The sequence below is a fragment of the Streptomyces sp. NPDC086766 genome, from assembly GCF_044746005.1.
Lineage (GTDB): Bacteria > Actinomycetota > Actinomycetes > Streptomycetales > Streptomycetaceae > Streptomyces.
The window spans coordinates 157,368-177,034 of record NZ_JBIVBI010000007.1; the positions used below are offsets into that span (position 1 = coordinate 157,368).

The 19,667-nt window shown below is 75.5% G+C and carries 18 protein-coding genes and 1 pseudogene; 9 read left to right on the forward strand and 10 right to left on the reverse strand.

The window, feature by feature from the left end; translation table 11 throughout:
• Positions 1 to 107: 107 nt before the first annotated feature.
• The 5 genes from ACIPM1_RS15950 to acsA are packed head-to-tail and all read right to left on the reverse strand — an operon-like array spanning position 108 to position 5,988.
• A complete protein-coding gene (locus ACIPM1_RS15950) occupies positions 108 to 362 on the reverse strand; it encodes an acyl carrier protein (RefSeq protein ID WP_402434377.1) in 255 nt (84 codons plus the stop codon).
• A gap of 5 nt (positions 363 to 367) precedes the next feature.
• The gene (locus tag ACIPM1_RS15955) at positions 368 to 2,029 is read right to left on the reverse strand and encodes a 2-oxo acid dehydrogenase subunit E2 (protein WP_402434380.1); all 1,662 of its coding nucleotides are present in this window, start codon (positions 2,027 to 2,029) and stop codon (positions 368 to 370) included.
• A 1-nt stretch (position 2,030) separates the two neighbouring features.
• The gene (locus ACIPM1_RS15960) at positions 2,031 to 3,167 is read right to left on the reverse strand and encodes an alpha-ketoacid dehydrogenase subunit beta (protein WP_402434383.1); all 1,137 of its coding nucleotides are present in this window, start codon (positions 3,165 to 3,167) and stop codon (positions 2,031 to 2,033) included.
• Positions 3,164 to 4,189, reverse strand: a complete 1,026-nt coding sequence (pdhA, locus tag ACIPM1_RS15965) for a pyruvate dehydrogenase (acetyl-transferring) E1 component subunit alpha (RefSeq protein ID WP_402434386.1) — start codon at positions 4,187 to 4,189, stop codon at positions 3,164 to 3,166. Before pdhA ends, ACIPM1_RS15960 begins: the two co-directional genes overlap by 4 nt.
• Entirely contained in the window at positions 4,186 to 5,988 is a 1,803-nt protein-coding gene (gene acsA / locus ACIPM1_RS15970) for an acetate--CoA ligase (RefSeq protein ID WP_402434389.1), read from the reverse strand. Before acsA ends, pdhA begins: the two co-directional genes overlap by 4 nt.
• Positions 5,989 to 6,271: 283 nt before the next feature.
• Here acsA and ACIPM1_RS15975 point away from each other — a divergent pair, with 283 nt between their 5' ends.
• The 4 genes from ACIPM1_RS15975 to ACIPM1_RS15990 all read left to right on the forward strand — a co-directional run bounded on the left by ACIPM1_RS15975 (position 6,272) and on the right by ACIPM1_RS15990 (position 9,219).
• The gene (locus ACIPM1_RS15975; RefSeq protein WP_356189823.1) at positions 6,272 to 6,667 is read left to right on the forward strand and encodes an Hsp20/alpha crystallin family protein; all 396 of its coding nucleotides are present in this window, start codon (positions 6,272 to 6,274) and stop codon (positions 6,665 to 6,667) included.
• A 163-nt stretch (positions 6,668 to 6,830) separates the two neighbouring features.
• A complete protein-coding gene (locus tag ACIPM1_RS15980) occupies positions 6,831 to 7,427 on the forward strand; it encodes an isochorismatase family protein (RefSeq protein WP_356189825.1) in 597 nt (198 codons plus the stop codon).
• 65 nt (positions 7,428 to 7,492) lie between these two features.
• Complete coding sequence (locus ACIPM1_RS15985; protein WP_402434393.1) at positions 7,493 to 8,005, forward strand: HPP family protein; 513 nt, start codon at positions 7,493 to 7,495, stop codon at positions 8,003 to 8,005.
• A 176-nt stretch (positions 8,006 to 8,181) separates the two neighbouring features.
• Positions 8,182 to 9,219: an NAD-dependent epimerase/dehydratase family protein gene (locus ACIPM1_RS15990; RefSeq protein ID WP_402434396.1), complete on the forward strand. Its 1,038-nt coding sequence runs from the start codon at positions 8,182 to 8,184 to the stop codon at positions 9,217 to 9,219.
• A gap of 43 nt (positions 9,220 to 9,262) precedes the next feature.
• On the opposite strand, the gene ACIPM1_RS15995 is transcribed toward ACIPM1_RS15990, so the two are convergent.
• Together ACIPM1_RS15995 and ACIPM1_RS16000 are read right to left on the reverse strand one after the other, a co-directional pair.
• On the reverse strand, positions 9,263 to 10,375 hold the full coding sequence (locus ACIPM1_RS15995; protein ID WP_402434399.1) for a sensor histidine kinase: 1,113 nt from the start codon (positions 10,373 to 10,375) through the stop codon (positions 9,263 to 9,265).
• On the reverse strand, positions 10,357 to 11,109 hold the full coding sequence (locus ACIPM1_RS16000; RefSeq protein ID WP_402434846.1) for a response regulator transcription factor: 753 nt from the start codon (positions 11,107 to 11,109) through the stop codon (positions 10,357 to 10,359). The genes ACIPM1_RS15995 and ACIPM1_RS16000 overlap by 19 nt, the downstream gene beginning before the upstream one ends.
• Positions 11,110 to 11,349: 240 nt before the next feature.
• Between ACIPM1_RS16000 and ACIPM1_RS16005 the strand changes: the two genes are divergently transcribed.
• The 3 genes and pseudogenes from ACIPM1_RS16005 to ACIPM1_RS16015 form a co-directional block, all read left to right on the forward strand.
• A complete protein-coding gene (locus tag ACIPM1_RS16005; protein ID WP_356189835.1) occupies positions 11,350 to 12,063 on the forward strand; it encodes a glycosyltransferase family 2 protein in 714 nt (237 codons plus the stop codon).
• Entirely contained in the window at positions 12,060 to 12,677 is a 618-nt protein-coding gene (locus ACIPM1_RS16010; protein ID WP_402434402.1) for a DUF2064 domain-containing protein, read from the forward strand. The genes ACIPM1_RS16005 and ACIPM1_RS16010 overlap by 4 nt, the downstream gene beginning before the upstream one ends.
• Positions 12,674 to 13,024 (forward strand): annotated as a pseudogene (locus ACIPM1_RS16015) (class I SAM-dependent methyltransferase); the annotation flags it as partial. The gene ACIPM1_RS16010 and the pseudogene ACIPM1_RS16015, both read left to right, overlap by 4 nt.
• Before the next feature lie 611 nt (positions 13,025 to 13,635).
• On the opposite strand, the gene ACIPM1_RS16020 reads toward ACIPM1_RS16015, so the two are convergent.
• Both ACIPM1_RS16020 and ACIPM1_RS16025 read right to left on the reverse strand, forming a co-directional pair.
• Positions 13,636 to 14,130, reverse strand: a complete 495-nt coding sequence (locus ACIPM1_RS16020) for a hypothetical protein (protein WP_402434405.1) — start codon at positions 14,128 to 14,130, stop codon at positions 13,636 to 13,638.
• Complete coding sequence (locus ACIPM1_RS16025) at positions 14,130 to 15,464, reverse strand: molybdopterin-dependent oxidoreductase (protein WP_402434408.1); 1,335 nt, start codon at positions 15,462 to 15,464, stop codon at positions 14,130 to 14,132. The genes ACIPM1_RS16020 and ACIPM1_RS16025 overlap by 1 nt, the downstream gene beginning before the upstream one ends.
• 112 nt (positions 15,465 to 15,576) lie before the next feature.
• Here ACIPM1_RS16025 and ACIPM1_RS16030 point away from each other — a divergent pair, with 112 nt between their 5' ends.
• Positions 15,577 to 16,962, forward strand: a complete 1,386-nt coding sequence (locus ACIPM1_RS16030; protein WP_402434411.1) for a hypothetical protein — start codon at positions 15,577 to 15,579, stop codon at positions 16,960 to 16,962.
• Between the two features lie 13 nt (positions 16,963 to 16,975).
• Here the strand turns inward: ACIPM1_RS16030 and ACIPM1_RS16035 are convergent, their stop codons facing one another.
• Entirely contained in the window at positions 16,976 to 17,452 is a 477-nt protein-coding gene (locus ACIPM1_RS16035; protein WP_402434414.1) for an ATP-binding protein, read from the reverse strand.
• A gap of 384 nt (positions 17,453 to 17,836) precedes the next feature.
• Between ACIPM1_RS16035 and ACIPM1_RS16040 the strand changes: the two genes are divergently transcribed.
• Positions 17,837 to 19,600: a SpoIIE family protein phosphatase gene (locus ACIPM1_RS16040; RefSeq protein ID WP_402434417.1), complete on the forward strand. Its 1,764-nt coding sequence runs from the start codon at positions 17,837 to 17,839 to the stop codon at positions 19,598 to 19,600.
• Positions 19,601 to 19,667: the final 67 nt, after the last annotated feature.

The window sequence follows — 19,667 nt, forward strand, 5'->3', positions numbered from 1 at the left end:
GGCCTCACCACTAGACAAGACCACCACTGGAAGGCGACTGCGGCAACCTGTCGCCCCGCCCCGGCCCGGCCCCGACCGGAACCGGCTCGGACCCTGCCGCCGCCCGGCTAGCGCGTGCGGTCGACGAGGAACCGCACGGCGTCGGCGAGGGTGGTGAGTTCGGGGTAGTCGTCCTCGTCGATGGGCAGTCCCGTCCGCTGCGACAGGAGCTCCACCAGGCTGAGGAAGTCGAGCGAGTCGAGCTCCAGCACGTCGCGCAGCTTGTCGTGCGGTCCGACCCGGGTGAAGTCGGCGTCCGGGACGATCCTGGTGATCGACTCCTGCACCACGGTCAGTGCTTCCGCGCCGTCCAGTGACTTCATACGGTTCACAACTCCTCCGGTCGCTGCAGCAGTCGGTCGACCGCCGTGAGGTAGCGGGCGCCGACGGCACCGTCGGTGGCCCGGTGGTCGGCGGACAGGGTCGCGGTCACCACGGGACGTACGCCGAGCAGTCCGCCCGTGGCCCAGGGGCGTTCGACGACCGTGCCGAAGCCGACCAGGGCCACCTGCGGCGGGTGGATGACGCCGAACACGGCCTCCACGCCCTGGTCGCCGAGGCTGGTGACGGTGAGCGTGGCGCCGGACGTCTCGCTGCCGCGCAGGCGCCCGAGCCGGGCTCGCTGGACGAGGTCCCTGAGGGTGGTCATGAGGTCGGCGGGCGGCAGGGTGTCGGCGTCGTGGATCACCGGCGCGAGCAGGCCCCCGTCCCGGAGCGACACCGCGACGCCCAGGTGGACTCCGGTGCCGGGGACGAAGCCTCCGTCCCGCCAGAAGCCGTTCAGGCGGGGGACGTCGTGTGCCGCGAGCGCCGCCGCCTTCAGCAGCAGGGCCGCGGAGACGAGTCGGTCGGAGGGGGGACGACCGCGGTTGCGGTGGCGCAGCCACTCCTCGGCCGCGGCCATGTCGACGGTGGTGGACAGGTAGTAGTGCGGGATCTCCCGCTTGGAGCGGCTCATCAGGTCGCCGATGGCCCGGCGCATCGTCTCGGCGCGCTTGTCCGCGCGTTCCTCCGGGGGCGCGGCGACCGTCTCCCGCGCGTGCGGGCGCTCCGGGGCCGCCTGTGCGGGCCGGCCCGTCGCCGGTCCGCGGCGGGCGGCCACGGCCTCGTGTACGTCCGCCGCGCGTACGGCCCCGGCGTCGCCCGTGCCGTGCAGACCCACCAGATCCACGCCGAGGTCGCGCGCGAGCCGCCGGGCGTACGGTGTGGCCCGCACCCGCGTCCGGCCTCCCGGAACGGCGTGCTCGACGTCGGCCCGCGTGATCCGCCCGCCCCGCCCGGTCCCGTGCACGGACGTGAGATCGACGCCGCGGTCCTCGGCCAGATGCCGCACCAGCGGGCCGGGCCCCGCGGGGGTCTCCTCCGGCTCCGGTTCCCGCAGGGGGGCTGTCTCCGACGGGGCCGGAACCGCCTCCGGCGGGAGTGCGGGCCCCCGGGAGGGCTTCCGGGCGGGCGGTGGTGGCGCGGCAGGTCGGTGGGGGGCGGGGCTGGGCACGGCCGGGCGGGGGGCGGCCGGCCCGGCCGCGGGCTCACCGGCCGGCTCGTACGCGGCGGGGGCCGGTTCCCCGAGCGGCGCCGGAGCGGGCTCCCGGGCGGGTCCGGCCGCGGCGGGCCGCCCGGGCTTCGTGCCCGCGGCGGGCGCGGGGGCGGCCCGGCGCGGCCGCTTGCGGTGGGGCGCCGCCGTGGCGGGTCCGGCCTCCGCCACGGCCGGTTCGGGCCGGGCGGCAGCCGGTTCCGACGGGGCCGCCATCGGGGCCTCGGCCTCGATCAGGGCGAGCGGGGTGCCCACCGGTACGCGGGTGCCGGGCTCGACGAGGAGCCGCCCCACGGTGCCCGAGGCGAAGCACTCGACCTCGATGGCCGCCTTGTCGGTCTCCACGACCGCCACCACGTCGCCCTTGGCCACCCGGTCCCCCGGCCCGACGAGCCACTCCTGCAGCACCCCCTCCTCCATGTCGGCGCCGAGCGAGGGCATGGTGAACTCGGCCATGTCAGCCCGCCCTCCCGGTCACGTCCCGCCCCGCTCCGTCCGCGCCGGCCGCCGCGGGGCCGATCACCCGGAGCGCGGCCGCGACGATCCCGGCGGGCTGCGGCAGCGCCGCCTGCTCCATGCGGTGCGCGTACGGCATGGGCACCTCGGCGCTGCACACCCGCTCGACGGGCGCGTCGAGGTCGTAGAAGTGCTGCTCGGTCAGGCGCGCGGAGATCTCGGCGGCGAGGCTCCCGGTGCGCCAGCCCTCGTCGACGATCACGGCCCGGTGGGTGCGCGCGACCGAGCCGCCGACGGTGGCGTCGTCCAGGGGCCGCAGCGTGCGCAGGTCGACGACCTCCGCGCTGACGCCGCCGCTCGCCAGTTCGTCGGCGGCGGCCAGCGCCTTGGGCAGCGAACCGCCGTAGGTGATCAGGGTGACGTCCGTCCCGGGCCGCCGGATCGCGGCGTGGTCCAGGTCGACCGGGCCGGCGTCGGCCGGCAGGTCGCCGGAGGTGTTGTAGAGCACGCCGTGCTCGAAGATGATCACCGGGTCGGGGTCGGCGAGCGCGGGGGCCAGCATGTGGCGGGCGTCGGCGACGGTGGCCGGGGCCAGCACCCGCAGGCCGGGGATGTGCGCGTACCAGCCCTCCAGGCTGTGCGAGTGCTGTGCGGCGAGCTGCCGCCCGGCCCCCGTGGTCATCCGGATGACGACGGGCACCGGCAGCTGTCCGCCCGACATGTGCAGCAGGGTCGCCGCGTTGTTCAGGATCTGGTCCAGGGCCAGCAGGCTGAAGTTGACCGTCATGATCTCGACGACGGGCCGCATCCCGGCCAGGGCCGCGCCGATGCCCGCGCCGACGAACGCGGACTCCGACAGCGGGGCGTCGCGGATCCGCTCGGGCCCGAACTCCTCCAGCAGGCCGAGGCTGACGCCGAAGCAGCCGCCGTACCGGCCCACGTCCTCCCCCATCAGGAACACGCGCTCGTCGGTGCGCAGCGCCTCGCGCAGGGCCTCGCGCATCGCCTCCCGGTAGGTGGTCCTCCCCTCGGCGGGACGCACGGCGGGACGCTCCGCGGGACCGGCGCCCGGGGCCGTGCCGGAGGCCGTGCCCGCGTGCTTGCCCGGGGTGGGGCCCGGGGTCCGGGTCGTGGTCATGGACGGCTCGCCTCCACGGGGCTGGTGACGTACTTCAGCAGGTCCTCGACCGGCTCCTCGGGCGCCTGTTCCGCGGCGTCGACGGCGTCCTGGATCCCGGCCGACACCCGGTGCTCCAGGTCCGCGAGCGCCCGGTCGGTGAGCTCCTCGTCCTCCCGCATCCGCCGTACGAGGGCGTCCACCGGGTCGCGTTCCTTCCAGCGCTCGATCTCGGCCTTGTCGCGGTAGCGGTCGGAGTCGTACATCGAGTGGGCGCGGAAGCGGTAGGTGCGCATCTCCAGGAAGTGCGGTCCGGTGCCGGCGTGAATGCCCTCGGCCGCCCGCCGGGCCGCCTCCTCGACGGCGAGGACGTCCATGCCGTCGACGGCCCAGGAGACCATGCCGTAGGCGGCGGCCCGCATCGCCAGGTCGGTCTGGGCCTGGTGGCGGGCCAGCGCGGTGCCCATCGCGTACAGGTTGTTCTCGCAGACGAAGAGCACCGGCAGCCGCCACAGCGCGGCGAGGTTGGCCGTCTCGTGGAACTCGCCCTCGGCGAAGGCCCCGTCGCCGAAGAAGCAGCAGGTGACCCGGGTGCGCCCGGTCATGCGGTCGGCGAGGGCGAGGCCGGCGGCCAGGGGCAGCCCGCCGGCGACGATGGCGTTGCCGCCGTAGAAGCGGCGGCCGGCGTCGAACAGGTGCATGGAGCCGCCGCGGCCCCGGCTGCAGCCGGTCGCCTTCCCGAACATCTCCGCCATGATCGCGTCGGCGGGGACCCCGCGGGCGAGCGCGTGACCGTGCTCGCGGTACGTCGACACGACCGCGTCCTCGTCGGTGAGCGCCTCGTTGACGCCGACGGCGACGGCCTCCTCGCCGATGTAGACGTGCATGAACCCCCGGATACGGGCGGCGCTGTAGAGCTCCACGCAGCGTTCCTCGAACCGGCGGACCCGGAGCATCGACTCCAGCAGCGCCAGCCGGTGGGCCGCCGGCCCGGTCGGCCGGGACGCGGACCGGGCTCCGCGCGGCGCTCGTGTGGTGCTCATGCGGACCCCTCCGTCCTCTCCAGGGTGGAGATGTCGCCTTCCGGCAGGCCGAGTTCGCGCGCCCGCAGCAGGCGGCGCATGACCTTGCCGCTGCGGGTGTGCGGCAGGTGCTGGTCGAAGGCGACCTCGCGGGGGGCGACGGCCGGGCCGAGCCGGCGCCGGGCGAAGGCCAGCAGTTCCTGCCGGGTCTCGGGGGTCGCCTCGTGGCCGGGCCGCAGGGTGACGAAGGCCTTGACGATGTTCCCCGCGACGGGATCGGGGCGCCCGATCACTCCGGCCTCGGCGACCGCCGGGTGCTCCATCAGGGCGCTCTCCACCTCGAACGGCCCGATGAGGTGGCCGGCGGACTTGATGACGTCGTCGGCGCGGCCCACGAACCAGTACCAGCCGTCCGCGTCGCGGCGCACGAGGTCGCCGGTGAGGTACCAGCCGCCCGCGAACGCCGCCGCGGTGCGCCGCTCGTCGTGCAGGTAGCCGCGGAACATGGACGGCCAGCCCGGCCGCAGCGCCAGCTCGCCCTCCACGCCGGGTTCCGTCACCACGGTGACGCGTCCGCCGCTGACCTCGGCGCGGCCGTCCTCGCCGCGCCGCAGCACCGCCGCCTCCACTCCGGGCAGCGGGCGCCCCATGGAGCCGGGGCGGATCTCGCAGGCCGCGAAGTTGGCGATCATGATGGCGCCGGTCTCGGTCTGCCACCAGTTGTCGTGCACGGGCAGTCCCAGCACGTCCCGCCCCCACAGCACGGCCTCCGGGTTGAGCGGCTCGCCCACCGACGCGACGAAGCGCAGCGCGCTCAGGTCGTAGGAGGCGGGCAGGTCGTAGGGCCCGGTGCGCGGTGTGGTCCGCATCAGCATGCGCAGCGCGGTCGGCGCGGTGTACCAGACGCCGACCCGCCGGTCGGCGAGGATCCGGTACCAGCGCCGGGCGTCGTAGTCGCCCTCGTCCACCACGACCGTGACGCCGTGCATCAGGGGCGCGACGACTCCGTACGACATGCCGGTGACCCAGCCCGGGTCGGCCGTGCACCAGAACACGTCCCCCTCGTGGAGGTCGAGCGCGTACCGCGCGGTCGCGTAGTGGGCGACGGCCGCCTCGTGGACGTGGACGGCGCCCTTGGGGGTGCCCGTGGTGCCGCTGGTGAAGTGCAGCAGGGCCATGTCGTCGGGGGACGTCGGCGGGATGGTGAACTCCTCGTCCGCTTCGGCCATGAGCGCGTCGTAGGGGAGGGTGTCCGGCAGGTCGTCCGCGCCCGCGCCGACGATCAGCACATGGCGCAGCCCGGGGAGCCCGTCGCGCCGCCCGGCGACCTTCCTGCGGTACAGCTCCGCCGTGGTGACCAGCACCCGGGCGTCGCTCAGCCGCATCCGCTGCGCCACGGGGTCGGGGCCGAAGGCGGAGAACAGCGGGCAGAGCACGCTGGTGTTCTTCAGCGTGCCGAGGACCACGGTGTACAACTGCGGGCACCGGCCGAGCAGCGTCACGACCCGGTCGCCGCGACCGACGCCGAGCGTGCGCAGCACGTTGGCGAACCGGGCCGTGGAGCGGGCCAGTTCGGCGTACGTCACGGTGGTGACGGAGTCGTCGCGGCCCACGCAGCTCAGCGCGACGCCGGTGGCGCGGCTCGAGGCGGCGTGCCGGTCCACGGCCTCGTGGGCGATGTTCAGCCCGCGGCCGCCGGGCAGTCCCTGGAGCCCGCCGCGCGCGGCGGACCAGGAGAAGGTCGCGCACTCCTTGTCGTAGTCGTCCAGGTTGGGCGGCACCCGGGGCGGGGTGTCCTTGCGGATCGTCTCCAAGGGCATGGCGGCCCCCTTCGTACGGCTCTCTTCGACCATCCGCCGGAGCCCGGTGGCCCGCACTGGGCCGAACGTCCCCGGGCCCGTGCCGGACGGCTCCGCCGGGCGCGCCCGGCGGAGCCGCGCCCGGCGCCGTTTCCTTGGGGTCCACCAGCGTCGGTTCAGGGACGTACGGCCCTATGGCGGGCGCGAGCCCGCGTCGAGCGTGGAAGGAGCGGGAGGCAAGACAAAACGGAAGGATGCGGCCATGCCTGCTTTGCCCACTCGTCGTCACCGTCCCCTGCCGGACATGTTCGACTGGATCGACGAATCGTGGATCCCCACCTGGCTGACCGAGCGCGTCGGGACCGGACCCCACGCCATCCGTATCGAGGAGTTCGACCAGGGCGGCGAGCACCTGGTGCGTGCGGAACTTCCGGGGATGGATCCCGAGCAGGACATCGAGGTCTCCGTGTCGGAGGGCGTCCTGACCATCCGCGCGGAACACAGCGAAACGATCGAGGGCAAGCAGCGCTCGGAGTTCCGTTACGGGTCGTTCGCGCGGTCGCTGGCGCTGCCGAAGGGAACCTCGGAGGAGGACATCCGCGCCGCCTACAAGGACGGCATCCTCACCGTCGCGTTCCCCCTGCCGAAGGAGACGGAGGCGGTCGAGCACAAGGTTCCGATCGGGCGCGGCGAGGACTGAGCGCGCCCGGCCGACACCGGACGGGCGGACCGCCTCCGGGACCCGTGCCAGGGCACCGCGGCGGTGCGCCCGCCCCGGCCCGCTCGTGATCGCCGCGATCACGGCCCGCTGACCGGCCGCGGCCGGGAGGTCCCGGACACCCACCCCACCCGGGGAGGCGGACATGCACCACGCGACGCTGCGCAAGCTGATGGGCCTCGGTGACGCCCCGGCTCCGCTGCGCGACTCGACACTGCTCATGATCGAGTGCCAGAACACCTACCGCACCGGGACGCTGGAGCTGCCCGGTGCGGAGCCGGCACTCTCCCACGCGGCGCGCCTGCTCAGCTGGGCCCGGGAGACCGCCGTGCCCGTCGTGCACCTCCTCCAGGACGGGGGCCCGGGGAGCCTGTACGACGTGCGCACGGAGACCGGCCGGATCAGCAAGGAGGTCGCCCCCATCGAGGGCGAGGAGGTCGTCGTCAAGAGCCTGGCGAGCGCCTTCGCCGGAACCGGCCTGGACGACCTGATCCGCCGGGGCTCCTGCCGCGACCTGATCCTGGTCGGGTTCATGACCCACCTGGCGGTGAGCTCGACGGCCCGCGACGCCTTCCGGCTCGGCTACCGGTCCACCGTCGTGGCGGACGCGACCGCCACCCGTGACCTGACCGGGCCCGACGGGACCGTGATACCGGCCCGGACGGTGCACGACACGAGCCTGGCGGCGCTCGGGGACCTCTTCTCGATCGTCGTCCTCGCCCCGGACGACATCCCCGTCTGACCAGCCGGTCACGGCTCCGTCCACACGTCCCCGTCGACCCCGAACTCCCGTCCCAGGAGGCAGTCATGGGCGAACCGCCGCAGCACGTCCTCGCCGGCCGGCTGTCCGTGGGAGAGCTGATGCAGCCCGCGCCGTACTCGGTGGGCGAGGCCGAGTCGGTACTGCTGGCCTGGGAGGTCCTGGAGCGGTCCGGGCAGCGGCATCTCCCGGTGGTCCGCGCCGACGGCTGCTGCGCGGGGCTGCTGGACCGCGCCGAACTGGCCGTGGCCTGTGCGGCTCCGGCGTCGGCGCTGTCCCGCCGGACCGTGGGCGAGCTGACCCGCGGCCGCCGGACCGTGACCGTCCACGGCGAGGAGCCGGTGCGCCGGGCCGCGGCCGCGATGTGGGAGGGCGGCACCGACGCCCTGCCGGTCACCGACGCGCACGGGCACCTGGTCGGCCTGCTCACGGCCCGGGACGTCGCCGCCGCCGTCGCGGGCCTGCCGCGCCGCGAGGAGTCGGCGGCGCCCCGCTCCGTGCGCCTCCCCGGCCTCCCCCCGCGGCCGGGCCGGACGGATCGCGGCATCACGATTCCCTGAGACGCCCGGGCGCCGTCCCGCCTCTCGCCGTCCCGGCTCCTCGCCGTCCCGTTGTCCCACCTCCTCGCTGTCCCGTCGTCCGCCTCGTCCCGTCGTCGTCCCGTCGTCTTACGGAGGTGTGACGGGCCGGGCGCGTACGGGCGTCGCGGCGGTGCCGCGGGCCTAGCGTGTGCCGTATGCGTGTACTGGTCACCGGCGGTGCCGGGTTCATCGGGTCCCATGTCGTCGAGGCGCTGGCGGAGCGCGGGCACGAGCCCGTCGTGTTCGACGTGCGCGCGGACGCGGGCGCGGACGTGCGGGACCGGGAGGCGGTGGCCCGGGCGCTGCGCGGCGTGGACGCGGTGTGCCACCAGGCGGCGATGGTCGGTCTGGGCACCGGGGTCGCCGACGCGGCGGAGTACGTCTCCCGCAACGACCTCGGCACCGCCGTCCTGCTCTCGGCCATGGCGGACGCCGGCGTGCAGCGTTTCGTCCTGGCCGGCTCGATGGTCGTCTACGGGGAGGGACGCTACGAGTGCCCGGCGCACGCGGTGGTGCGTCCCGGCCCCCGGGCCGTCCACGACCTGGAGGCGGGCCGGTTCGAGCCGCGGTGCCCGGAGTGCGGCCGCCCGCTGACCCCCGGTCTGGTCGGCGAGGACGCCCCGGCCGACCCCCGCAACGTGTACGCCGCCACCAAGCTCGCCCAGGAACACCTCGCGGCCGCGTGGGCCCGCTCGACGGGAGGGTCGGCGGTGTCCCTGCGCTACCACAACGTGTACGGGCCGCGGATGCCCCGCGACACCCCGTACGCCGGGGTGGCCTCCTTCTTCCGCTCCGCGCTCGCCCGCGGCGAGGCCCCGCGCGTCTTCGAGGACGGCCGGCAGCGGCGCGACTTCGTGCATGTGCGGGACGTGGCCGCGGCCGATGTGGCGGCCCTGGAGGCCGGCGCGCGCGGGGGCGTGCTGACGGCGTACAACACCGGCAGCGGCGAGCCGCGCACGGTGGGCGAGATGGCCCGGGCCCTGGCCGCCGCGTACGGCGGCCCGGAGCCCGTCGTCACCGGCGGGTACCGGCTGGGCGACGTACGCCACATCACCGCCGACTCCGGACGGCTGCGGGCCGAGCTGGGCTGGCGGCCGCGGGTCGGTTTCGCGGACGGGATGCGCGAGTTCGCCCGGGCGGGGCTGCGCGAGGAGGGGGCGCCGGCCCCGGCGAAGGAGCCGAGCGGGCGCTGACCCGGCGGTTCCCCGGGTGCCCGCCCGGCGGCCAGCCCGGCGGTCAGCCCTCGGCCGCGGGCAGCGTCACCTCGAAGCGGCAGCCGCCGGGGATGTTGTGTACGGCGGCACGCCCCTGGTGGGCCTCCACGATGCCGCGCACGATGGCGAGGCCCAGGCCCGCGCCCGCCGGGGGCGTGCGGGCGTGCGTGCCGCGCCAGCCGGTGTCGAAGACGCGGGGCAGGTCCTCCTCGGGGATGCCTCCGCAGCCGTCGCTGACGGAGAGGACGACGCCTTCGGCCGCGCGTTCGGCGGTGACGGCGACCGTACCGTCCGCGGGGGTCCGGCGGATCGCGTTGACCAGCAGGTTCCCGAGCACCCGGCTCATCTCCTTGCCGTCCACCTCGACCGGTACCGACGCGACGCGGTCGCCGACGAGGCGCACCCCGAGCTCCCGGGCCAGGGGGTCCGCGCCGGCGAGGGCGTCGCCGACGAGGTCGTACAGGGAGATCCGGGAGCGGGTGAGGGCGAGGGCGCCGGCGTGGATGCGGGAGAGCTCGAACAGGTCGCCGACCATGTCGTTCAGCCGCTCGACCTCGGTGCGGATCTGCCGCAGGTACCGGGCCGGGTCGGCGGCCACGCCGTCCTCCAGCGCCTCGGACATCGCGCGCAGTCCGGCGAGCGGGGTGCGCAGGTCGTGGGAGATCCAGGCGACCAGTTCGCGGCGCGAGGACTCCAGGGCGCGCTCGCGTTCCCGGGAGGCGGCGAGCCGGGCGCTGGTGGCGGCCAGCTCCCGGCTCAGCGACTCCAGTTCGGCGGTGGCCGGGCCCGCGGGGGCGGCGAAGTCGCCGCCGTCCCCGAACGAGCGGGCGGCACGGGCGAGTTCGCGGCTGCGGGCGACGACCCAGCGGCCCAGCAGCAGCGCGGTGGCCAGGGACACCACGGCCGCCATCGCCACGACCGTGGTGACGACCGACAGGTCGTGCGCGGACAGGAACATCGCCTGCGCCACGGCCAGGGTTCCGGCGAGCATCGCGAGCACGGCCACGGCGGCCACCACGGCCAGGGACGCGGTGAGCGAGCGGCGCCGGATCAGCCGCAGCACGCCCGCTCCGGCCAGGCCGGTCGCGGCGGCGCCGAGGAAGGCGTACAGGGCGATCAGGAGGGCGTCGCGCACGGCCGGCTCCCCTCGGAGCGGGCGGGGTCGAAGCGGTACCCGACACCCCAGACGGTCTGGATCAGGCGGGGCCGGGCGGGGTCGTCCTCGACCTTGCCGCGCAGCCGCCGCACGTGCACGGTGACGGTCGACAGGTCGCCGAAGTCCCAGCCCCAGACCTCCCGCATCAGGTCCTCGCGGCTGAATGCGCGCCCCGGGTGCCGGAGGAAGAAGGCGAGCAGGTCGAACTCGCGCAGGGTGAGGGCGAGTTCGGCGCCGTTCTTGGTGGCGCGGCGGGCGGCAGGGTCGACGGTGAGACCGGCCGCGTCCAGGGGGCCGGCCGCGCCCGGCGGGTGGGCCGCGGTCGCGGGGCGTGTACGGCGCAGCACCGACTCCACGCGCAGGACGAGTTCACGCGGGCTGAACGGCTTGGTGACGTAGTCGTCGGCGCCGACCTCCAGGCCGAGGATGCGATCGTCCTCGTCGCCGCGGGCGGTCAGCATGATGACGGCGACCGGTCCGCGGGCGCGCATCCGGCGGCACACCTCCAGGCCGTCCATGCCCGGCAGCATCAGGTCGAGCACCACCAGGTCGGGGCGGCGCGCGGCGGCCCGGGCGAGCGCCGTCGGCCCGTCCCCGGCGCGGTCCACGACGTAGCCGGCGCGGTCCAGGTAGCCGGACACGACCTCGGCGACGGTGGGATCGTCCTCCACGACCAGGACCCGGGCGGCCCCGGCCGCGGTCCCGGGTGTCATGGGGGTCGCGTGCACGGAGGCGGCCTCCACGGCCTCGGCCGGGGTGTGGCCGGCCCGCACGGCGTGGGCCGCAGTGTCGTCGGCCCTCACGGCGTCGGCCCCGGGGGGCTCGTACGGCTGCTGCATGGGTCCAGCCTCGCACCGCGCGCCGCGCCCGTGCCGCCGAAGGGGCTCTCCGTCCCGCGACGTCCGCGTTTCGTAAGGAGCGAGGGCCCGATATGCCCGGTTCGCGTTCGTAGGGTGAACACCGTGACGACCTCTCCCCCGTCCCCGGACGTCGACGTGGTGCTCCCCTGCCTGGACGAGGCCGAGGCCCTTCCCTGGGTCCTCGCCCGCATCCCCCGCGGCTGGCGCGCCGTCGTCGTGGACAACGGATCCACCGACGGCTCGGCCGGGCTGGCGCGCTCCCTCGGCGCGACCGTCGTGTCCGAGCCGCGCCGCGGGTTCGGCGCCGCCTGCCACGCCGGGCTGACCGCGGCCACCGCGGACGTCGTGTGCTTCTGCGACTGCGACGCCTCCCTCGACCCGGCGCTGCTGGTCCCCTTCGTCCGCGAGGTGCGCGCCGGGAAGGCCGACCTGGTGCTCGGCCGGCGCCGTCCGCAGGGCCGGGGCGCGTGGCCCGCGCACGCCCGCGCCGGGAACCTCGCCCTGACGCGGATGCTGCGCCGCCGCACGGGACTGCGCCTGCACGACCTCGGCCCGCTGCGCGCCGCACGCCGTGAGGCGCTGCTCGCCCTCGGCCTGACCGACCGCCGCAGCGGCTACCCGTTGCAGATGGTGGTCCGCGCCGCCGACGCCGGGTGGCGGGTCGCCGAGCACGACGTCCCGTACCTGCCGCGCACCGGCGCCTCCAAGGTCACCGGCACCTGGCGCGGAACCTGGCAGACGGTGCGGGACATGAGCCGCGTACTGGCCGAACCGGCCCCGTCCGGGGCCGCGGGGGTGCCCCGGTGACCACCCTCCTCGTCATCGCCAAGGAACCCCGGCCGGGGAGGGTGAAGACCCGGCTGACGCCCCCGTTCAGCCCGCGTGAGGCGGCGGAACTCGCCGAGGCGGCCCTCGCGGACACCCTGCACGCCGTCGCCGCCGCGCCCGCGGACCGGCGGGTCCTGGTGCTCGACGGCACGCCCGGCCCCTGGCTTCCGCCCGGCTTCGACGTCGTACCGCAGTGCGGGGGCGGCCTGGACGTGCGGCTGGCGGCGGCCTTCGCGGGCTGCGCCGGTCCGGCGCTGCTCGTCGGGATGGACACGCCGCAGGTGACACCGGCGCTGCTGACCGTGGACTTCGCCGACTGCGACGCCTGCCTGGGACCGGCCGAGGACGGCGGTTTCTGGGCCCTGGGGATGGCCGTTCCCGACCCCGCGCTGCTGCGTGGCGTGCCCATGTCGACGGCGACCACGGGCGCCGTGCAGCGCGAGCGGCTCGTCGCCGCGGGGCTGCGCGTACGCGACCTGCCGCGTCTGCGCGACGTCGACACGGCCGACGACGCCCGGGCCGTCGCCGCCCGGGCCCCCCACGGCCGGTTCGCCGCGCGGCTCGCCCGGCTCACGGCGGTCGGTGGCCGATGAGCACCGCACACGACCTCGCGCCGTCGGACGCCTCCGGTCGGCGCGCGCGGCCGGCGGCGCCCGCGTGGGCCGCGGACGAGCCCTACTCCGCCGCCCTGCGCACCGGCCACGGCCCGCTCTTCCTGCGCCGGACCGACGGATGGCTGCTGCCGCTGGAGGTGGAACGGTGGTGCGCCGACCCGGACCCGGCGGACCTGGCGGTCCTGGCCCGCTGCGAGGGCGCCGTGCTCGACGTGGGCTGCGGACCGGGGCGCCTGGTCGCGGCCCTCGCGGCCGAGGGACGCCACGTGCTGGGGATCGACGTCAGCGAGGCGGCGGTCGCCCACACGCGACGGCGGGTGGGTCGTCCGCCGCGTGGGCCGGGCAGGGAACGCCGGGACGCAGCGGCAGCCCCCGCGCGAGGGACGGAGGACGCCACCCGGTCGGCAACACGTGAGCCGAGGGGAGACCCCGGGGAGGGGTACGCGCCGCACGCCCCGGGGACGGGAACCGGGCAGGCGCCCGCGCCGCACGCCCCGGGGACGGGAACCGGGCACGCGCCCGCGCCGCACGCCCCGGGCGCGGAAGCCGACGACGCGGCCCGGCCGTCCGGCACGGGAGGCGACGCGTCCCGGCCGTATCCCCCGGGGACGGAGGCCGGGCACGGGTGCGTGCTGCGTCGTTCGGTCTTCGAGGCGGTTCCCGGGGCGGGGTGCTGGGGCACCGCGCTGCTCATGGACGGCAACGTCGGCATCGGCGGTGACCCGGGCGCCCTGCTGCGCCGTCTGGCCCGGCTGGTGCGCGCGGGCGGACTGCTGATCGCCGAGACCTCGCCGATGGACGTCGACGAACGCGTCCACGTGCAGGTGGTGGGCGTCCCCGGCGCCCGCGGCGACACGGGCGCCCCGTTCCCCTGGGCGCGGCTCGGCGCCGCCGCCCTGCTCCGCCACGCGGACCGGGCCGGCTGGCGGCCCGTCGATCAGTGGACGGCCGGCGGGCGGTGCTTCGTCGCGCTGCGCAGCCGCAGGACGAACAGCAGCGCCGAGCCGCCGAAGAGCACGGCCGTGATCAGCAGCCAGCGAGCGAGGAAGCCCTCCACCGGCAGCCCGGCGGCCGACTGGTAGCGCCCGGCCACCTGACCGCTGATCAGCGGGAACCACACCAGGAGCAGCAGACCGGACAGGACCGCCGGGACCCGGACGTACAGCACCCGCTCCCGGCGGCCCGCCGCGCCCGCCGTCCGGACGAGGGCCCGGTCGGCCGCCGAGTACAGCGGCAGCAGCACCAGGTCGTGCAGCAGCGCGGCGCCCACGAACCACACCGCCACCGCGAACCAGTCGCCGGCGAGCAGCCGTACCCCCGCGTACGCGGCGAGCGCGAACGAGCAGGCCAGGAGCAGCAGTTGCAGCGGGCTGCCCACCACAGGAGCCCAGTGCGGCAGCTTGGTGCGGTAGAAGCGCCGGCGGCGTGGCATCACAGGTCTCCGAAGGTCATCCGGGCCACCCACTTGGTGTTGAGCACACCGGGCGCCGCGGGCACGATCACGCGGGCCGGGTAGCCGTGGTCGGGGGTCAGGTCCTCGCCGTTGACGTACAGGGCGAGCAGGGACCGCGGGTCGGCGACCTGGTTGGCGCGCAGGGCGGCGTGGCGGAAGGCGCCGTGCCGCTGGAGCGACTCCACGAGTACGTCGGGCGGATCGTCGTGCCCGACGAGGGCGGCCAGGTCGCGCAGCCGCACCCCGCGCCACCACTGGTCCGAGGTGGACCATCCCTCCACGCAGGCGATGGGCAGCGCCGAGCTGTGCAGCGGGAGCCGCTCCAGGTCGGCCCGGGTGAGCCGGACGGTGCCGGTGCGGCCGGCCACGGTCAGCCGCCACGCCTGGGCGCTCGTGTCCACGGCGCGGATTCCCGCGTACGCGGCGGTCTTGTTGATCTGGAAGCCGCCCGGACCGCTGCCCGGCTCGGCCCAGCCGTGCGGCGCGAGCAGGGCGGTCCGCCGCAGCGGCCCGTCGAAGCTGCGGCCCACGGTCGTGCCGAACAGCAGCAGGGAGCCGCCGCCGACCAGCCAGAGCGCCCCGCGCCGGGAGACGGTGGGCGGGTCGGGCCGCGGCGCCACCAGACTCTCTTCCGGCGCGACCGGACCGTCCTCCGGCGCCGTCGCACCGTCTTCGCGCGCCTGACCCGTGTCCCGTGCACGGCCCGCCTCCGGCACGTGACCCGCGTCCCGGGCACGGCCCGCGTCCCGCGCCCGGCGTACGGTCCGCAGGGCCGCGGGCAGCTTCAGGACCGCGTGGGCGACGAAGGCGGCGAAGAACACCCAGGCGCCGTAGAAGTGCAGCGGGTAGAACGAGCCGGGGAAGACGTAGTCGAGCTGGACGTTGAGCACCCCGGTGGTGAACTCGAACAGCCCGCCGCCGACCAGGAGCAGGAGCGAGAGCCGCTCCAGTGCGTGCGCGAGCGACCGGGCGGGCGGCAGGGCGAACAGCCCGGGCACCACCGACCACAGCTTGGCCAGCAGGACGGGGATCAGGGTGATGCCGAGCGTGACGTGGACGCCCTGGCTCACCCGGTACAGCCAGTACGGGTGGGTCGGCCAGGCGAACAGGTAGAAACCGAGGATCCCCTTGCCGGGGGTCTGGTCGTTCACCGGCGACAGGTCGGGGTTGTAGGCGGCGTAGGAGACCAGACCGGTCACGAACAGCACGGTGATGCCGGCGAGCAGGACGAGGCCGAGCACCGAGGTGAACCAGGGGCCGCGCAGCGGACTGCGCCAGAAGCCGGGCGAGGAGGGGAGCCGTGGATCGCTCATGATCCGACGGTAGGCCGGGAAGACCCCCGAAACGGTCCGCGACCCATGACGAAACGCTGACGTCCGGCCCGTGCGCCGTCCCCGGGCCCGTCCCGCGCCCTAGCGTGCCGGTGTGACCCGCCCTCTTCTGCGCGACCTCTGCGCCGCCGCGGCCGCCACCCTGCTGGTGGTGGCGGCCGTCCTGGTCGGCCGCCACATCCAGTTCACCCGCCACACGCTGTTCCTCCACTGGCCTCCGCTGTTCGCCGACTGGGACCCCCACACCGGGCCGGGCACCCCGGCCGCCGTGCTGGTGGCGGTCTCCGTGGTGGCGTACGGGCCGACGCTCGCGGCGCGGCTGCCGTGGCGGGCCCTTCTCGCCGCCACCTGGGCCACCGCCATGGCCTGGACCTGGTCGCTCGCCCTGGTGGACGGCTGGCACCGGGGCGTGGCCGTCCGGCTGACCACCCCCAACGAGTACCTGCGGGTCGTCGGCCGCTTCCAGGACGTCCCGGCCGCACTGCGGGACTTCACCCACCACATCGTCGCCGGTTCGCCCTCCCCCTGGCCCGCCCACATCGCCGGCCATCCGCCGGGGGCGACGCTCACCTTCGTGCTGCTCGACCGGATCGGCCTGCGCGGCGGCGGCTGGGCCGGTGCCTGGTGCATCACCGTGGGGGCCACGGCGAGCGTGGCCGTGCTGGTGGCGGTGCGGGCACTGGCGGGGGACGGCCTGGCGCGCCGGGCGGCGCCGTTCCTGGCGCTCGCGCCGGCCGCGGTGTGGGTGGGCGCGTCCGCGGACGGCTACTTCGCCGCCGTCGCCGCGTGGTCCGTGGCCCTGCTCGCCCTCGCGGTGACGGACGGGCCGACGCCCGGGCGGCGGGCCGCCGCCTTCGGCGCGGGGCTGCTGTTCGGCCTGACCTGCTACCTCTCCTACGGTCTCACCCTGTTCGCGCTGATCGCGGCGGGTGTGCTGCTGCTCGGCGACCGCCGTCCCGGCGCGCGGGCCGACGTCCTTGCGTTCCTGCTCGCCGGCCTCGCCGTGGTGCCCGCGCTGTTCACCCTCGCCGGGTTCGACTGGTGGGAGGCGTACCGGCTGCTGGTCACGCGCTACTACCAGGGGGTGGGCGGGACGCGTCCCTACGGCTACTGGGTGTGGGCCAATCTCGCGTGCACCGTCTTCGTCGTCGGCCTCGCCACCGTGGCCGGACTGGGCCGGGCCGGTGCCGCGCTGTTGCGCCGGCGGCCCGGGGTGCGGGGCCGTCCGGCGCCGGAAGCAGCGGAGGGCGGGGCCGGGGCGGCCGAGGCTCGCCTGGCCCTGCTCGCCCTCTGCGCGCTGCTCGCCCTCCTGGTCGCGGACCTGTCCGGCATGAGCAAGGCGGAGACGGAGCGCATCTGGCTGCCGTTCGCGATGTGGCTGCTCCCGGCCTGCGCGCTGCTGCCCCGCCCCCGCGTCTGGCTCGCCCTCCAGGCGCTGGTCGCCCTCCTCGTCAACCATCTGCTGCTGACGGGCTGGTGACCGGGGGCGGCGCTCACGCGGAGCGCCGCCCGGCCGGGTGGGCGTGCGGGTCGTCGTGGAGGGCGACCCTGGCCGAGATGCGCTTGCCGGTGCTTCCGCGCCGCACGGCGAAGCCCTCGCATACGGCGCGTACGATCTCCAGCCCGTGCCGGCCGATCCGCTCCGGATCCGCGGCACAGGCCACCGGCAGCCTCGGATCGCTGTCCGCGACCACCACCTCGACGTCGTCCCCCGCGATCCGCAGCTCCAGCTGGACAGGACCGGCCGCGTACTTGCGGGCGTTGGTGACCAGCTCGCTGACCACCAGCTGGGTGACCTCCTCGGCCCGCGTCGAGATCCGCAGACCGTGACCCACGCGTACGTCGCTCAGGAATTCCGCCGCGAGATGCCGTGCCTCGGCGATGCACGCCCCGCCGCCCCCGAGGGCCGCCGAAGTCCGCAGGCCCTCGAGGTCCGGCGGCGTGCAGCCGTCCGACGAAAAGGGTTCCATACGCACCGCCTTAACTGCCGCGAACACAGACTCCGCAGGTACCCGCAGTCACGAGGGGTACGCACTTCCGTCCGCCGATCCGCCGGACGGCCGATCGGCCGGCGCGGGTCGCCGGGGCCGGATACGCGGGGCGAAGGCCCGTCGTCCCACTTCCTGGCCTCACCTGGATAATGTCCGCGGGCGAGCCGGACGAGACCCGGGGAAAGGCCGAAAAACACCCGACGGGAAAGTCGGCGGGGATCTGCCGGGAAGTCGGAGGAGAATGGAATCCCCATTCGCGGGACACTCCCGGGAGGCCCAGGAGTGTCGCACAGACGTGCGGAACACGGGGTTCCGGCACGGAGGGCGGCCAGCGAGCCTCCATCCAGGACGAGGAGGCGCGAAGTGACGGGTGCGAAGGCCACCGGGGCCGTCGACCAGCCCCACCACCCGGCCCACCCAGCCCACCCGGCCCCGACCGCGGCCGCGGCCGTGTCGGCCGGTCTCACGGGGCCGCTGAACGCGATCGGCGCCGGGGCGTACGTGGTCGACGAGCAGGGATACGTGGTGGCCGTGAACGCCCGGGCCCAGGAGCTGCTGGGGCGCACGGCCGCCGAGCTCCTCGGCCAGGACGCGCACGACCTGCTGCACCGCAGCCGGTTCGGGGAGCAGCTGCCGCGGTCCCGGTGCGCGATGCGCCCGGCGTTCATGACCGGCCGCACCGCGCAGGCCAGGCAGGACTGGTTCGAGCGGGGGGACGGGTCCCTGCTGACGATCTCCTGGCTGATCACTCCGTACCAGTTCGGGGACGGGCGTGCGGGCACGCTGGTGATCTTCCATCCGGTGCTGGAGGAGGACGTGTTCGGGGCGGTCCCGGAGACTGGGCCGGGCACGGAGACGCTCTCGGAGCTGGAGCGGCTGGCCCTGCTCGCGGAGACCACCACGCAGCTCACCTCGACCCTGGACGTGGACGCGGCCCTGCACCGGCTGGTGCGGCTTGTGGTGCCCCGGCTGGCGGACTGGGCGATCATCGACCTGCTCGCCGAGAGCGACGAGGTGTGGCGTTCGCTGGTGGTGCAGGCGGACGACGGCGGCCTGGTGACCAGGGAGGACCTCCAGGGGCCGATGCCTCCGCTGCCCGAGCAGTCGTCGCTGCCGCTGTCGCGGGCGCTGCGCGGGGCGGCGTCCACGGTGGTGGGTCCGGAGACCTACCAGGGCGAAGCGGACTCCGGCATCGCGGTCGAACAGCGCCGGCTGTTCGACACCACCGGCATGCACTCGGCGGTCATCGCGCCGATCAGCAGCCTGCGCGAGGTCCTGGGCGCGCTGACGCTGGGCCGTTCGCGGCGGCCCGAGCCGTTCACCGTCGCGGATCTGCCCCTGCTGGAGGACATCACGCGCCGGGCCGGTCTCGCCCTGGAGAACGCCCGCCTCTACCAGCGTCAGCGCAAGGTCGCCGAGACGATGCAGCGCCATCTGCTGCCCCAGCTGCCGCCCGTGGCGCATCTGGAGATGACCGCCCGGTACCTGCCCGCCCCGGACGCCTCGCAGGTCGGCGGGGACTGGTACGACGCGTTCGTCCTGAGCGACGGGGCCACGGCCCTGGCCATCGGCGACGTCGTCGGACACGATCTGGAGGCGGCGGCCGGCATGGCCCAGCTGCGCAACATGCTGCGCGCCTACGCCTGGTCGGAGCAGCGGCTGCCGAGCATGATCGTGGAGTGGCTGGACCACGCGACCCAGCACCTCAGCGAGGTCAGCATGGCCACCATGATCTTCGCGCGGATAAGCCCGCTCACCGGCGGGCAGTGGGAGCTGTCCTGGACGAACGCCGGGCACCCGCCGCCCCTGCTGATCACTCAGGACGGCCGGAGCCGCTATCTCACCCAGGGCCACGGACTTCTCCTCGGCACCCGGGCGAACCGGGCCCGCGTGGACGCGTCGGCGGTCCTGCCGCCCGGCTCCACCCTCGTGCTCTACACGGACGGTCTGGTGGAGGCGCCGCGACGGCTCATCGACGACGGACTCGACCGGCTGCGCCGGCAGGCCGCCTCCCTCAGCCATCAACCCCTGGAGTCCTTCACCGACCAGTTGCTCGTGCGGGTGCGCCCGGAGGACAACGACGACGACGTCGCGATACTCGCGCTGCGGACCCCCGCTCACGAGTGACCGCCCCCTCCCCGGAGGAGCCGCTTCCGTTTCCCGCGGGCCCCGGGGGAAACCCGGAGGTCCGAAG